The organism is Streptomyces sp. NPDC018045, assembly GCF_044327445.1.
Classification (GTDB): Bacteria; Actinomycetota; Actinomycetes; order Streptomycetales; family Streptomycetaceae; genus Streptomyces.
Map to the genome: position 1 here is coordinate 158,249 of NZ_JBIRFL010000011.1, position 14,472 is coordinate 172,720.

Here is a 14,472-nt window from a genome sequence, read left to right on the forward strand (position 1 = left end):
GGGCCGTGGCCGGCCGGTCCGTGCCGGGAGGTTGTCAGAGCCTCATTTTGGTCATCCTGGATGGCCGGTTGTTCACGCGATGACCGAAAAGGGGGTGCTCGTGGTGGCGTGAACCAGGGGCCGCAACTCGGCCGCGTCGAGGGTGTCCAGTGGGTGAGACGGGGGTGCGTGACGCCCCGCCGGGGGCACTCGCCGCAGATCCGACGCCATCACAGGATCCTCACATGTCCTCTACAGCCTCTTCGTCGAACAAAACCGGCGTACCTTCCCAACCATGCCATGTACGGGCAAGTGCCCGCGGCCGGCACCGGCCTGGCGGCGTTTCCCGTTGACCGGAACCTTTCGTTGACAGTCCGGAAATGCGGTCTCTACTGTTACCGGCAAATTCCGGCCCAACCTCTCCTTTCGGCTCATAGTGAGCGGAACACCAGCCGCTCACCATTTGCACGTGCGCATGTCTTCTGACGTTTGCCGACCAGGTTCGCGCCCTCTCGCGGCCTGAAAGGGCAACTCGAACACAGCAATCAAGAACAAGGAGACACGGTGACCCCCGCACTCGCCGAACAGCGGACCTACCGCCTGTCCGAGGCCGAAACACACAAGCTCTGGCAGCTCTCCCGGCTCGCCGCCGGCGCCTCGGAGGCATCTGCACTGGCGCTTTCCGGTCTACTTCTCGATCTGCCGAAATCCGTGCGCACCGCGTTACTCGAATTCGCGGAGAGCGGCGCCGACTCGGGCTTCCTGCTGCTGCGCGGGCTCACCATCGGCGACCTGCCCGACACCCCCACCGTCCACCACTCCGGCGCCCTCCAGGGCCACCCCACCGACGGCACCCTGACGCTGGTGGCGGATCTGCTCGGTTCGCTCGTCGGCTACCAGGACGAGAAGGCCGGAGCGCTCATCCACGACGTGCACGCCGTACCCGGTGAGGAACAGCGCATCGAGAACAGCGGATCGGTGGCCTTCGACTTCCACACCGAGAACGTCCACCACCCGCTGCGCCCCGACCACCTGGGCCTGCTGTGCCTGCGCCAGGACCACGAGGGCATCGCGGCCACCCGCGTCGCCTCGGTGCGCGAGGCCGTCCGGCACCTGACCGAGGAGCAGGTGGCGATCCTGCGCACCCCGCAGTTCCACAGCTCCTACCCTGCGTCCTTCACCCGGGGCAGGACCGGGCCGGTGCCTCGCTCCGGCCCGCACCCCGCCGTCTTCGGGCCGTACGACCGGCCGTTCATGCGCTTCAACTCGCACACCACCCACGCCGCCGACGCCGAGGCGACCGCGGCGCTGAAGGCGCTCTCCGAGGCCCTGGAGACGGTCTGCCATGACGTCGTACTGGAGCCCGGTGACCTCGTCGTGGTCGACAACCACGTGGCGGCGCACGGCCGCAGCGCGTTCGTCCCCCGGTACGACGGCCGGGACCGCTGGCTGCGCCGCTGCTACTCCGTACGCTCCATCCTCGGCTGGACGCAGCACATGATGCCCCGTCAGCGCGTCATCCCGCCGATGGAGGACATCCAGGGAGTGCTCTGAGCCGCCGGCCGAGCGCGGCACCCCGCCGGGCGGGACCGCCCCCGCGCTCGACCACTCCTGGATTCGCCCTGCCCGTGCAGTCGCCCAGCACTGCGCGCCCTTGCACTGAGGACCGGAATACCTTGGATTTCATAGATGTCATAGGGCTGCTCACCGCCGCGGTGGCCGCCGGGTGGGTGGACGCGGTGGTCGGCGGGGGCGGGGTGCTGCTCATCCCCGTCCTGCTGCTCAGCTTTCCGCACCTGCCGCCGGCGACCGCCCTGGGCACCAACAAGATCGCCGCGATCACCGGCACGGCGACCGCCGCCGCCATGTACGCGCGGCGCACGGCCCTGGACCGGAAGATCCTCGTACCGGCCGCCGCCTGCGCGGTGCCGGCCGGCGCGCTCGGCGCCCTGTCGGCGGCGACCGTCCCCACGGCATACTTCCGCCCGGTCATCATGGTCCTGCTGATCTCGGTCGCGCTGTTCGTGGCGCTGCGGCCGAACTTCGGCACCCAGCCGCTCGCCCGTGAGGTGACCCGGCGGCGACGCGTCGTCGCCGTACTCCTCGGCGGCTGTGTGGTCGGCTTCTACGACGGGCTCTTCGGGCCCGGCGTGGGCACCTTCCTCATCATCTCCTTCACCACCCTGCTCGCCACGCAGTTCCTGGAGAGCGCGGCGATGTCGAAGGTGATCAACGCCTCGTCCAACCTCGGTGCCCTGCTGGTCTTCGCGCTCCAGGGGAACGTGCTGTGGGCGCTGGGGCTCGGTATGGCCGTGGGCAATGTGACCGGCGCGCTGATCGGTTCGCGCATGGCCCTGAAGAAGGGGTCCGGATTCGTCCGTACCGTGCTGGTGCTCGTGGTGATCGGCATGGTGACGAAGATGGCGTTCGACCAGTTCGCCTGAGGCCAGGGCGGCGAGCCGGCGCCTTTCTGCGGGGCCTGCCCGGCTCGGCCCTTATGTCCAGCAGGTCCGGTACGTACAGCACCTCCAGCACCTCCAGCACCTGACGGGAACCACCCCAGAACACATCCACACCCACGCAACGAGAGACCGGAGGCCACCATGGAAACCGTACGGAATCTCGAAGAACTCCTGACCCTGCCGGACTTCGAGGCCGCCAGCGACGCGGTGCTCGACCAGGGCTGCCGCGCGTACGTCGCCGGCGGTGCTGGGACCGATCGCACCGTCCGCGCCAACATCGCGGCGTTCGACGACATCTGGCTCAGACCCCGGGTCCTCGCCAGCACGGCGACCGAACCCCGTACGGAAGTGACCGTCCTCGGGCATCGGATGGCGATGCCCGTCCTGCTCGCGCCGACGAGCCCGCAGCGGCTGCTGCACGAGGACGCGGAGATCGCCACCTCCCTCGCCGCCGAGGCGGCCGGAGTCGTGCCCGTGGTCAGCACGGACAGCCACGTGCCCTTCCCGGAGATCGCCAAGTCGTCGGCCGGGGCCAGTTGGTTCCAGCTCTACGCCTACCGGTCGCGCGACGACATCGCCGCGACGATCGACATGGCCGAGACCGCCGGAGCATCGGCCCTCGTGGTCACGGTGGACGCCAGTCACGCCGCGCTGCGGGTGCGTGCCCAGCGCGCCGGTTTCGCCACCCCCGGGCACGTGGACTTCGGGACGCTGCGCGCGCTCGGCATCCTGGAGGGCCAGGTGCCGGCCGGCGCCCGCATCGACCGGCTGCCGCTGAGCTGGGACGACCTGCGGTGGATCCGGGCACGGACCCGGCTCCCCCTCCTGGTCAAGGGCGTGCTGCGGGCCGACGACGCGCGGCGCTGCCTGGACAGCGGGGTGGACGGGGTCGTCGTCTCCAACCACGGCGGGCGGCAGTTGGACGGGGCCGTCCCCAGTGTGGTCGCGCTGAGCGAGATCGTGGCCGAGGTGGCCGGCCGGTGCGCCGTACTGATGGACGGCGGTGTCCGCTCCGGCGTCCACGTCGTCAAGGCGCTGGCCCTCGGCGCCGACGCGGTCTGCCTGGGGCGCCCGTACCTGTGGGGTCTCGGCGTCGCCGGGCGCGCAGGAGTCGAAGCGGTGCTGCGGCTCCTGCGCCGGGAGATCGAGGACACCCTCCGGCAACTGGGCGCGGCCGATGTCGACGAGCTGGGGCCGCACTTCGTGGCCCGGGCCGGGACGGGACCCGGGGCCGGGGTGGCCTGAGAGGCCCGCGCAGCGCGACCCGCGCGGCGCCTGTACCGCACGTCGTACCCGCATGACGACTTTCCGAGAACGGAGACCCACACATGTTCCACTTCTCGCGCGGCATCCCCCCGCAGGAAGCGATCCCCTCGCGGCAGCTCGCCGAGCACACCGCCGCCGTCCTGCGGGCCGGCGAGGACCGGTTGTTCCAGTACGCGCCGATCGGCAACCACACGGGGGACGCGGCGCTGCGGGAGCAGATCGCGGCCTTCCACTCGGTCGGCGCCGACCAGATTTTCGTCACCAACGGTTCCCTCCAGGCGCTGGACCTGCTCGCCGCGCGGCTCCTGGCGGGCGACCGCAAGGACGTGTACGTGGAGGCCCCCACCTACGACCGCGCGGCACAGATCTTCGAGCGGCACGGCGGGCGGGTCGGCGGCATCACCCTCCGGCACGACGGCCTCGACCTGGACGCCCTCGAAGCCCGCCTGGCGACCCGCGTCCCCGCGCTCGTCTACGTCATCCCGGACTTCCAGAACCCGAGCGGCGTCACCATGAGCGAGGCCAAGCGCCGCCGCCTCGTGCAGCTCGCCGAGACCCACGACTTCCTCATCCTGGAGGACATCCCGTACCGGGAGCTGCGGTACGGCGGCCAGGCCCCCACCGGCTTCTTCGAGCTGGCGCCCACCGGGCGGGTCCTCACGATGGGATCGCTGAGCAAGATCCTCAGCCCCGGGCTGCGCGTGGGCTACGTCATCGGCGAGCCCACCACGCTCGGCGCCCTGGCCGCGCTCGCCGAGGGCACCTACCTCTCCCCCGCCCCGCTGCTCCAGGCGGTCGCCGCGCAGGCCCTGGACGCGGGTCTGGCCCAGGAGAACGTGGCAGGGATCCGCGAGCTGCTCGGGCCCCGGCACGACGGTGCGGTCCGGGCCGTACGCGAACTGCTGGGTGAGGAGGCGCTTCTCGCCGTACCGAACGGCGGCTACTACGTGAGCGTGCACCTGCCCGTCGCCACCGACGAGGGCACGTTTTTGAAGGCAGCGGCGGCCGAGGGCCTGAAGCTGACCCGGGGCTCCGGCTTCTACCCGGGTGACGCGGCGCCGCCGGAGGGCACGGTCTTCCTGCGGCTGCCGTTCCAGTCCTTCGAGCCGGACGAGTTCGCCGCCGGGGTCGAACGGCTGGCGGCGGTGGCGTCCAAGGGCTGAGCCTGCGCGCCCCGTCCCCGGCACGGACGCCGTCCCGTCGAAGGGGGCCGCGTACCCCTGGCCCCGCGCGGCGGGACGACGACCGTGCGGAACGTACGTGTTTGCGGATGATCGGTACGGGTATCCGGCGGACCACGAACGTCCATCGAGCGGCCCCGTGCCGGTCGGCCGGGAACCCGGCCTCCCCCTCCCGGGCGGGGGGAGAGGGGGAGCGTGCGGACGACCCGGGAGGAGGCCAGACTGACGGCGACCGATTCCGGCGCGGTGCCGGGCCCGTACCCACCACCGCCCTGGCACCTGAAAGGCGACCTGTGGGGCGGTCTGTTCGCCGCAGAGTCGGCCCCGGCTCCTCCCCCGGACCTCTCTCCCCTGACGCGCCGTTCCCTGGCCGTGTTCGTGATCCGGTACCGCGAGGGGACCCTCGGCTACGACGAGCTGATCGTCGGTACGGCCGCCCGCCGCGGGCGGCGGATCGGTGTGTACGTGCACTGGATCTGGGTCGACGACGAACGGTCGCTGCGGGGCGGCCGCCGGATCTGGGGTGTGCCCAAAGACCTGGCGGAGTTCCGCTGGGACGGGCCGCGGGTCCGCGTGACCGACGCTCAGGGGCTCGTCGCCGCCCTGCGCCTGTCGGCCAAGGGCCCGTCGCTCCCCCGGCTCCCCCTCCCGATGACCGGCTTCGGGACCCTCGACGGAGCGCGGACGGTTCTCACCGCACGGGTCACGGCCCGCCCGGGGGCCGCTTCGGTACGGGTGGAGGAGTGGCCCGCGAGGCTGCCGGCGCTCCGCCGTAGCGGTGCCCGCATCGGTGTCAGCGCGGCGTCGTTCACCATGCTCATGCCCGCCCCCCGGCTCCACCCGGCGCCGCCGGGCCGCTGAGCGACCCCGGGCGTGCTGCCCTGACAGGCTTTCCCTTTTCGTCCGGCCGATTCCACCGACGCGTCCGGCCGATTCCGCCGGCCCGTTCTCCGATGGCCTCCCTTCCGGAAGCCGGGGCGTGAAGATGACCGGTACGCTCTTCGCCCCGACCGCCATTCCCGGAGGAATCATGCGCCGAACCAGCCTGCTGTTACCCGTGCTGCTCGCAGCCGTACTCGGCGCTTGCAGCTCCCCTGCCCCGCCTTCGCCGCCTGCCGACGGCGCGCCTTCGAAGAAGACCACCGCCGCGCCGCCGGGCGCGGAATCCTCCCCCCGCCTTCTGCCGTTGGGCCGCCCGTTGGCATGGCAGCGCAAAGACGCCTCCGGGCACGGCACGGCAAAGGTTCTGAGCTATCGGCAGTCGGCCGCCGGCGCCTCCCCCGCCGACAGGAATGCGGCGGCGGCCGGGAAGGGGGAGAAGGACGGCTCCGCGTGGGTCACCTTGGACGTAGAGGTGTGCGCGGAATCCGGGAGTGTGGCCGCCGCCGACACCGACTTCACTCTCCTTTTTGCCGACGGGTCGGCCGTCACACCGCCCGAAGCGGTCCGGGACGATTTCCCGCAGCCCCGGTTCCCCGGGGAAACGCAGGTCAGCGCCGGCGAGTGCACGCGCGGCAAGGTCACCTACGCGGTGCCGGCGGACCGGCGGCCTGCTCAGGTGCGGTACCTGACGAGCGTGGACAGCGGCGACATGAGGCCCTGGGCGGCTGAGGGATGGGCGGTCCCCGGGGGCCGCTGATTATCCCTGCGGCAATCGCGGCAAAGCGTGGGAAAAATAATGCCCAAGCCTGGCCAACTGGCGTAAAAGTGATGCCGGGGCCGCCCATGGCGGGAGGAATCTGAGGTCGATTCGTGAAGTGGCGTGCCGAGCGAGTCCGCCACCCGGCCTCAGAAGGAGCCCTCGTATGTGGCGTGGCAGGGCGAAGGCGGAACGTGCCGCGGCGGACGCGGCCGAGCGGCTCCTGGCGGCCGGCCGGCTGCTGCACCGGGCGCCGGTTTCGGAGGACGGCCGGGCGGTTTTCCGTACGGATCAGAACGTGGCGGACGCGCCTTACCGGGAGCGGTGGGCACACGACAGGGTGGTGCGTTCCACCCACGGAGTGAATTGCACGGGATCCTGTTCGTGGCAGGTGTACGTCAAGGACGGACTCATCACCTGGGAGACACAGGCGACGGACTATCCGACGACCGGCCCGGACCGTCCGGAGTACGAACCCCGGGGGTGCCCGCGCGGCGCTTCCTTTTCCTGGTACACGTACTCGCCCACCCGGGTGCGCCACCCGTATGCGCGCGGGGTGCTGGTGGAGATGTACCGGGAGGCACGGGACCGTCTCGGGGACCCGGTGGCGGCCTGGGCCGAGGTCACCGCGGACCCGGACCGGCGGCGGCGCTACCAGCAGGCGCGCGGCAAGGGCGGGCTGGTGCGCATCGGCTGGGACGAGGCGCTGGAGATCGCGGCCGCCGCCCATGTGCACACCCTCGCGGCCCACGGGCCCGACCGGGTGGCGGGGTTCTCGCCGATTCCGGCGATGTCGATGGCCTCCCACGCGGTCGGCGCGCGGTTCATGTCGCTGATCGGCGCGCCGATGCTGTCGTTCTACGACTGGTACGCGGATCTGCCGATCGCCTCGCCGCAGGTCTTCGGCGACCAGACCGACGTACCGGAGTCGGGCGACTGGTGGGACGCGGCGTACCTCATGCTGTGGGGCTCCAACGTGCCGGTGACCCGGACACCGGACGCGCACTGGATGGCCGAGGCCCGCTACCGCGGCCAGAAGGTCGTGGTGGTCTCCCCCGACTACGCGGACGCGACCAAGTTCGCCGACGAATGGCTGCATCCGCATCCGGGCACCGACGGGGCGCTCGCGATGGCCATGGGGCACGTGATCCTGCGGGAGTGCTTCGTGGACCGGCAGGTGCCGTACTTCACCGACTACGTCAAGCGGTTCACCGACCTGCCGTTCCTCGTCGTGCTGGAAGAACACGGAGCCGGAACGGCGGACGCGCGGGGCGGGGCGGTCCGGGTGCCCGGGCGGTTCCTGACTGCGCAGGACGCCGGACTGGCCACGGACGCCGGCGAGGCCCGGCGGTGGATGCCCGTCCTCGTCGACGCGCGCACCGGTGCCCCGGTCGTACCCCGTGGGACCCTGGGCGACCGCTGGCGCGCGGGCGGCGCGGGGCGCTGGAACCTGGACCTGGGGGAGATCGACCCGCGGCTGAGCCTGTACGGGCGGCCGGACGCGGCCGCGGCGCGGGTGGTGCTGCCGCGCTTCGACCAGGAGCGGGGGACGCTGGAGCGGGAGGTCCCGGCGCTGCGCGTCGGCGGGCGGCTGGTGACCACGGTCTTCGACCTGCTGCTGGCCCAGTACGGGGTGGGCCGCGCAGGCCTGGGCGGCCAGTGGCCCGGCGCGTACGAGGACGCGGACGTCCCGTGCACCCCGGCGTGGCAGGAGACCCTCACGTCGGTGCCCGCGCGGGCCGCGGTGCGGGCGGCGCGGGAGTTCGCGCGTACGGCGGAGCAGACCCGGGGCCGCTGCATGATCGTGATGGGTGCGGGCACCAACCACTGGTTCCATTCGGACACGATCTACCGGTCCTTCCTGTCCCTGCTGCTGCTCACCGGGTGTCAGGGCGTCAACGGCGGCGGCTGGGCCCACTACGTGGGCCAGGAGAAGGTGCGGCCCTACACGGGCTGGCAGCAACTGTCCACGGCCGCCGACTGGGTGCGCCCGTCGCGGCAGATGGCCGGTACGCCGTACTGGTATCTGCACACCGGCCAGTGGCGTCATGACCGGGCCCCGGCCGACGCGCTCGCCTCCCCGGCCGGCCGGGGCCTGTTCGCCGGACAGCACACCGCCGACCTGGTGGCCCGCTCGGCCCGCCGGGGCTGGATGCCGTCGTACCCGACCTTCGACGCCAACCCGCTGGACCTCGGCCGGCGCGTCCGGCGGGCCGGCGCGGACCCCGGACAGTGGGTCGCCGAGGAGCTGGCCGCCGGACGGCTCTCCTTCGCCTGCGAGGACCCGGACGCGCCGGCCAACTGGCCGCGCGTGCTGACGGTGTGGCGGGCCAACCTGATCGGTTCCTCGGCCAAGGGCAACGAGTACTTCCTGCGCCATCTGCTGGGCGCCGACGACAACGCGAGCGCGCCGGAAGCCCCGCCGGAGGACCGGCCGCGTGATGTCACCTGGCGGGACGAGGCCCCGCGCGGCAAGCTCGACCTGCTGCTGGCGCTGGACTTCCGTATGACGTCGACCACCTTGTTCGCCGATCTCGTGCTGCCGGCCGCGACCTGGTACGAGAAGCACGACCTGTCGAGCACGGACATGCACCCGTACGTGCACGCCTTCTCGCCCGCGATCAGCCCGCCCTGGCAGGCCCGTACCGACTTCGAGATCTTCCACGGGCTCGCCCGGGAGGTGAGCCGGCTGGCCGCCGGGCGCCTGGACGGCGCCTGCGACCTGGTGGCCACCGCCCTCCAGCACGACACGGCGGCCGGTGAGGCGCCGCCCCCGGGACCGACGGCGCCGCGCTACACGCTCGTGGAGCGGGACTACACCGCGCTCGCCGACCGGCTGGCGGCCCTCGGTCCGCTGCCGCGGGAGCAGGGCATGACCGTCAAAGGCATCACCGTCCGGGCCGGTCCGGAGACGGACTGGCTCGCCAAGCGCTGCGGTACGGCGGCCGACGGCACGGCGCGCGGCCGGCCGCTGCTCGACACGGACGTGAAGCTGTGCGAGGCGATCCTCGGCCTGTCCGGCACCACCAACGGCCGGCTGGCCGCCGAGGGCTTCCGCGCGCTCGCCGGGCGCTGCGGCACGGGCCGCGGCCTGGAGGAACTGGCCGCCTCGGTCGCCGAGCGGCGCGTCGTCTTCTCCGACACCCAGGCGCGCCCGGTGCAGGTGTCGGCGAGCTTCGAGTGGTCGGGCAAGGAAGGCCCGGAGCGCCGGTACGCGCCGTTCACCGTCAACACCGAGCACGGCAAGCCCTGGCACACCCTCACCGGCCGCCAGCACTTCTACCTCGACCACGAGTGGATCGCCGAGTTCGGCGAACAACTCCCCGTCTACCGGCCGCCGCTGGACCTGGCCGCGCTCGGCGAGCGGCCGCGCCCCGGGGCGTCCGCCGAACGGTCGGTGACCGTGCGGTATGTGACGCCGCACGCGAAGTGGTCGATCCACTCCGAGTTCCAGGAGAACCCGCTGATGCAGACCCTGGCCCGCGGCGGCCCGGTGATCTGGATGGGCGTGGCGGACGCCGAGGCCGTCGGCGTGGCGGACAACGACTGGATCGAGGCGGTCAACGCCAACGGCGTGGTCGTCGCCCGGGCGGTCGTCTCGCACCGGATGCCGCCCGGCACGGTGTTCATGTACCACGTGCAGGAACGCCTGGTGAACGTGCCGCTGTCGCAGACCACCGGGCGGCGCGGCGGGGTCCACAACGCGCTGACCCGGCTGCTGATCAAACCGACCCACCTCATCGGCGGCCATGCGCAGCTCTCCTTCGCCCCCAACTACTACGGCCCCACCGGCAATCAGCGCGACGCGGTCACCACCATCCGCCGCCGCTCCCAGGAGGTCAGCTACTGATGCGCGTCATGGCGCAGATCGCGATGGTCATGAACCTCGACAAGTGCATCGGCTGCCACACCTGCTCGGTCACCTGCAAACAGACCTGGACCAACCGGTCCGGTACCGAGTACGTGTGGTTCAACAACGTCGAGACCCGGCCCGGCCAGGGCTACCCCCGCGGCTACGAGGACCAGGACGTCTGGCAGGGCGGCTGGCAGCGCAAGCACGGCCGGCTCGTGCCGCGCAGCGGCGGCCGGGCCCGCCGCCTGGCCCGGCTGTTCGCCAACCCCCGACTGCCCACGCTGGACGCGTACTACCAGCCGTGGACGTACGACTACGATGTCCTGATCAGCGCGCCGCTCGGCGACGACGTACCCACCGCGCCGCCCCGCTCCCTGGCCGACGGACGCCCCATCGACATCGCCTGGGGCCCCAACTGGGACGACGACCTCGGCGGCGGACCCGCGCAGCTCGCCGACGATCCCGTGCTGAAGAAGATGAACGAGAAGGTGCGCCTGGAGTACGAGCAGGCGTTCATGTTCTACCTGCCCCGCATCTGCGAGCACTGCCTCAACCCGTCCTGCGTGGCCGTGTGCCCGTCCGGCGCTCTCTACAAGCGCGTCGAGGACGGCATCGTCCTCGTCGACCAGGACCGCTGCCGCGGCTGGCGCATGTGCGTGACCGGCTGCCCGTACAAGAAGGTCTACTTCAACCACCGGACCGGCAAGGCCGAGAAATGCACCCTGTGCTACCCGCGCATCGAGGCGGGCGAGCCCACCGTGTGCTCCGAGACCTGCGTCGGACGGCTGCGCTACCTCGGCGTCGTCCTCTACGACGCCGACCGGGTCGGCGAGGCCGCCGCCGCACCCGACGAACGGGACCTGTACGAGGCCCAGCTCTCCTGCTTCCTCGACCCCTTCGACCCCGCGGTCGCCCGCGCCGCGGAGGCCGCCGGCATCCCGCACGACTGGGTCACCGCCGCGCGCGACTCCCCGGCGTACGCGCTGATCAGCACCTACCGGGTGGCGCTGCCGCTGCACCCGGAGTACCGCACGATGCCCATGGTCTGGTACGTGCCCCCGCTGTCGCCGGTGGTGGAGTCGCTGACCGCCACCGGGCACGACGGTGAGGATCCGGCCAAACTGTTCGCCGCCATCGACGCGCTGCGCATCCCGCAGGAGTACCTGGCGCACCTGTTCACGGCGGGCGACACGGCGCCGGTGGAGGCCGCCCTGTGCCGCCTGGCCGCGATGCGCGCGCACATGCGGCGCGCCAATCTCGGCGAGGAGCCGGACCCGGCGATCGCCGCCTCGGCGGGCATGACCATCGCGTCCCTGGAAGCCATGTACCGGCTGCTGGCCGTGGCCAAGTACGAGGAGCGCTACGTCATCCCCACGAGCTATACCGTGACCGGTCCCGGCGCCGTGGACACCGGTTGCAGCCTGGAGGGCGCGGGGGCACCGGGCATGGGCGGCCCGGAAGGCTTCCACGCCCCGCCCACCGCGGCGCCACGGGCCGAGCACGCGGGCACCTCGCTGCGGGACCGGGTGAACCTGCTGAACTGGAACGGCCGCGGGCGCCCCGCCGGCCTCTTCCCCCGCCGGCGGGATGAGTCGTGAACACCCCGCTGGTCCACCAGGCCGCGTCCCTGCTCCTGACCTACCCCGGGCTGGACTGGCCCGCCCGGCACCGGAGCGTACGCGCGGCGCTGCGGCCGGAGTCGGGCGGACCGGCCGTTCGCCTGCTGCGGTTCTGCGCCCGCGTCCAGGACGTGCCCACGCTGGCGCTCGCCGCGCGGTACGTCGCCACCTTCGACCGCAGCCCCCGCCGCACCCTGTACCTGACGTACCACACCGACGGCGACACCCGGCGGCGCGGCGCCGCTCTGGCCCGGCTCAAGGGGCGCTACCGCGCCGACGGCTGGCAGCCTGCCCCGGACGAGCTGCCCGACCACCTTCCCCTGATGCTGGAGTTCGCCGCCCGCGTCCCGGCGGCCGGCCGCGGTCTGCTGCACGAGCACCGGGCCGCGCTGGAACTGCTGCGCCTGGCGCTGGAGGACCACCGCAGCCCCTACGCCGACGTGCTCGACGCCGTCTGCCGCACCCTGCCCGGGGCGCGCCCCGCCGACCGGGCGGCCGCCCGTCGGCTGGCCCGTTCCGGGCCCCCGCCCCTGGAGACCGTGGGCCTGAACTCCTTCCCCGGCTCCGGACCCCGAGGAGCCCGCCGGTGAACCACCTGCACACCGCGCTGTGGGGCGTACTGCCCTATGTCGTCACGACCCTGCTCGTCGCGGGCACCGCCTGGCGCTACCGCTACGACCGCTTCGGCTTCACCACCCGCTCCAGCCAACTGCACGAGAGCACGCTGCTGCGCGTCGGCTCACCGCTGTTCCACTACGGACTGCTCTTCGTCGTCGCGGGCCATCTCACCGGGCTGCTCATCCCCGAGTCGTTCACCGAACGCGTCCATGTCCACGAGTGGCTCTACCACGCCAACGCCCTCGCGATCGGGGGCGTCGCCGGGCTGGTGACCACGGCGGGGCTGGCCGTGCTGGTCCACCGGCGGCTGCGCGTCCCCTCGGTACGCGCAGCCGGCCTGCGTACCGACCGCGTCCTGTACCCGCTGCTCGCCGCGACCCTGGTCGCCGGGCTGGCCGCCACCGCCACGACCACGAGTGACCATCCGTACGACTACCGTCAGGGGGTCGCGGTCTGGTTCCGGTCCCTGTTCACCTTCAGTCCGGACGTGCCGACCATGGCGCACGCGCCGCTGGTCTACCAGCTCCACGCCCTGCTGGGCATGGCACTGTTCGCGCTGTGGCCCTTCAGCCGTCTCGTGCACGCCTTCACCGTGCCGGCCGGCTACCTGTTCCGCCCCTACGTCGTCTACCGGTCGCGCGGGGCGCGGGGGCACGGCGTCCGTCGGTGAGGGGGCGGACGCCTGTCCGAGGCGTACCGGGCGCAGAACTTCGGTTCGGTGCGGGGGCGGAGTGGGTACACCGTTCACAATGAGGCTTTTCACCCCGATTGCGGCGAGACGTACACGCCGGGCGTACGCCCGGGGCACCGGGCGGGTGCCGGCGGACCGGATCTGCCGGCACCCGGCTACTGGTCCAGCATTCCCTTCCGAAGCTGTTCCAGGGTCCGGGCGAGCAGCCGCGAGACGTGCATCTGCGAGATGCCCAGTTCGGCACCGATCTGAGCCTGCGTCATCTCCTGGACGAAGCGCATCTCGATGATGCGGCGCCGCCGGTCGTCCAGTTCGTGCAGCAGAGGGGCGAGCGCGTTCAGGTTCTCGACCAGCTCCATCGCCGGGTCGTCGTCGCCCATGACGTCGGCGATGGCCCGGCTCTCGCCGGCCGCGCCGGAGCCGTCGCCCGCGCCGTCCAGCGAACCCGCCGTGTAGCCGTTGCTGGCGGCGATCGCGTCGACGACCTCGTCCTCGCCGATCTCCAGGTGAGTGGCCAGCTCGGCCACCGTGGGCTCGCGGCCCAGGTCGGCGGAGAGCTTCTCGCCCGCCCTGGACAGCTCGACCCGCAGCTCCTGGACCCGGCGGGGGACGTGCACGGCCCAGGTGGCGTCACGGAAGAAGCGCTTGATCTCACCCACGATGTACGGGACGGCGAAGGTGGAGAACTCGACCTCACGGGAAAGGTCGAACCGGTCGATCGCCTTGATCAGGCCGATGGTTCCGACCTGGATGATGTCTTCCGCGTGCCCGAGGTCCTGGCCCCGGCCGCGGAAGCGGGAGGCGGCGAACCGCACCAGTGAGAGATTCATCTCGATGAGGGTGTTGCGCGCGTACTGGTACTCCGCGGTCCCCTCCTCCAGTGTGGCCAGCCGGGTGAGAAAGAGTTTCGACAACTCTCGTGCGTCCCGGGGCGCCACCTTGGTCGCGTCCGGGACCCGGGGCAGGCCGGGCGCCTGCTGCACCGCCCCCGCCGGCCCCGTCACCTTCGCCCCGGCTGCACTGCCCTGCGCGGCAAGCATGGTCACGTCTTCACCCTTCACAGTACGTACGGTCACGTGCACCTGCCCTACTCTTAGGTGTTCAACCCTTGCCAGCGGGAAACAGTTGCTCATGAGGGTGGCGGACGATCGGAGGGGGTGGCCC

11 protein-coding genes are annotated in these 14,472 nt (G+C 72.1%); 10 read left to right on the plus strand and 1 reads right to left on the minus strand.

The window, feature by feature from the left end; translation table 11 throughout:
- The first annotated feature begins 543 nt into the window (after positions 1-543).
- From ACH4EB_RS24220 to narI, 10 genes are all read left to right on the plus strand, one after another.
- The gene (locus tag ACH4EB_RS24220; RefSeq protein WP_398349664.1) at positions 544-1,533 is read left to right on the plus strand and encodes a TauD/TfdA family dioxygenase; all 990 of its coding nucleotides are present in this window, start codon (positions 544-546) and stop codon (positions 1,531-1,533) included.
- Between the two features lie 122 nt (positions 1,534-1,655).
- A complete protein-coding gene (locus ACH4EB_RS24225; RefSeq protein WP_398349666.1) occupies positions 1,656-2,423 on the plus strand; it encodes a TSUP family transporter in 768 nt (255 codons plus the stop codon).
- Positions 2,424-2,582: 159 nt separating this feature from the next.
- Entirely contained in the window at positions 2,583-3,686 is a 1,104-nt protein-coding gene (locus ACH4EB_RS24230; RefSeq protein WP_398349668.1) for an alpha-hydroxy acid oxidase, read from the plus strand.
- 83 nt (positions 3,687-3,769) lie between these two features.
- Entirely contained in the window at positions 3,770-4,870 is a 1,101-nt protein-coding gene (locus tag ACH4EB_RS24235) for a PLP-dependent aminotransferase family protein (RefSeq protein WP_398349670.1), read from the plus strand.
- Positions 4,871-5,083: 213 nt separating this feature from the next.
- Entirely contained in the window at positions 5,084-5,749 is a 666-nt protein-coding gene (locus ACH4EB_RS24240; protein WP_398349672.1) for an acetoacetate decarboxylase family protein, read from the plus strand.
- A 124-nt stretch (positions 5,750-5,873) separates the two neighbouring features.
- Complete coding sequence (locus ACH4EB_RS24245) at positions 5,874-6,527, plus strand: hypothetical protein (RefSeq protein WP_398349673.1); 654 nt, start codon at positions 5,874-5,876, stop codon at positions 6,525-6,527.
- A 166-nt stretch (positions 6,528-6,693) separates the two neighbouring features.
- A complete protein-coding gene (locus ACH4EB_RS24250) occupies positions 6,694-10,377 on the plus strand; it encodes a nitrate reductase subunit alpha (protein ID WP_398349675.1) in 3,684 nt (1,227 codons plus the stop codon).
- Entirely contained in the window at positions 10,377-11,978 is a 1,602-nt protein-coding gene (gene narH, locus ACH4EB_RS24255; protein WP_398349676.1) for a nitrate reductase subunit beta, read from the plus strand. The genes ACH4EB_RS24250 and narH overlap by 1 nt, the downstream gene beginning before the upstream one ends.
- Positions 11,975-12,589, plus strand: a complete 615-nt coding sequence (gene narJ / locus ACH4EB_RS24260) for a nitrate reductase molybdenum cofactor assembly chaperone (protein ID WP_398349678.1) — start codon at positions 11,975-11,977, stop codon at positions 12,587-12,589. The genes narH and narJ overlap by 4 nt, the downstream gene beginning before the upstream one ends.
- Entirely contained in the window at positions 12,586-13,287 is a 702-nt protein-coding gene (gene narI, locus ACH4EB_RS24265) for a respiratory nitrate reductase subunit gamma (protein WP_398349679.1), read from the plus strand. The genes narJ and narI overlap by 4 nt, the downstream gene beginning before the upstream one ends.
- Before the next feature lie 176 nt (positions 13,288-13,463).
- On the opposite strand, the gene ACH4EB_RS24270 is transcribed toward narI, so the two are convergent.
- Positions 13,464-14,348 (minus strand): RNA polymerase sigma factor SigF, encoded by an 885-nt coding sequence (locus ACH4EB_RS24270; RefSeq protein ID WP_398349721.1) that lies wholly within the window; start codon positions 14,346-14,348, stop codon positions 13,464-13,466.
- Between the last annotated feature and the right edge of the window lie 124 nt (positions 14,349-14,472).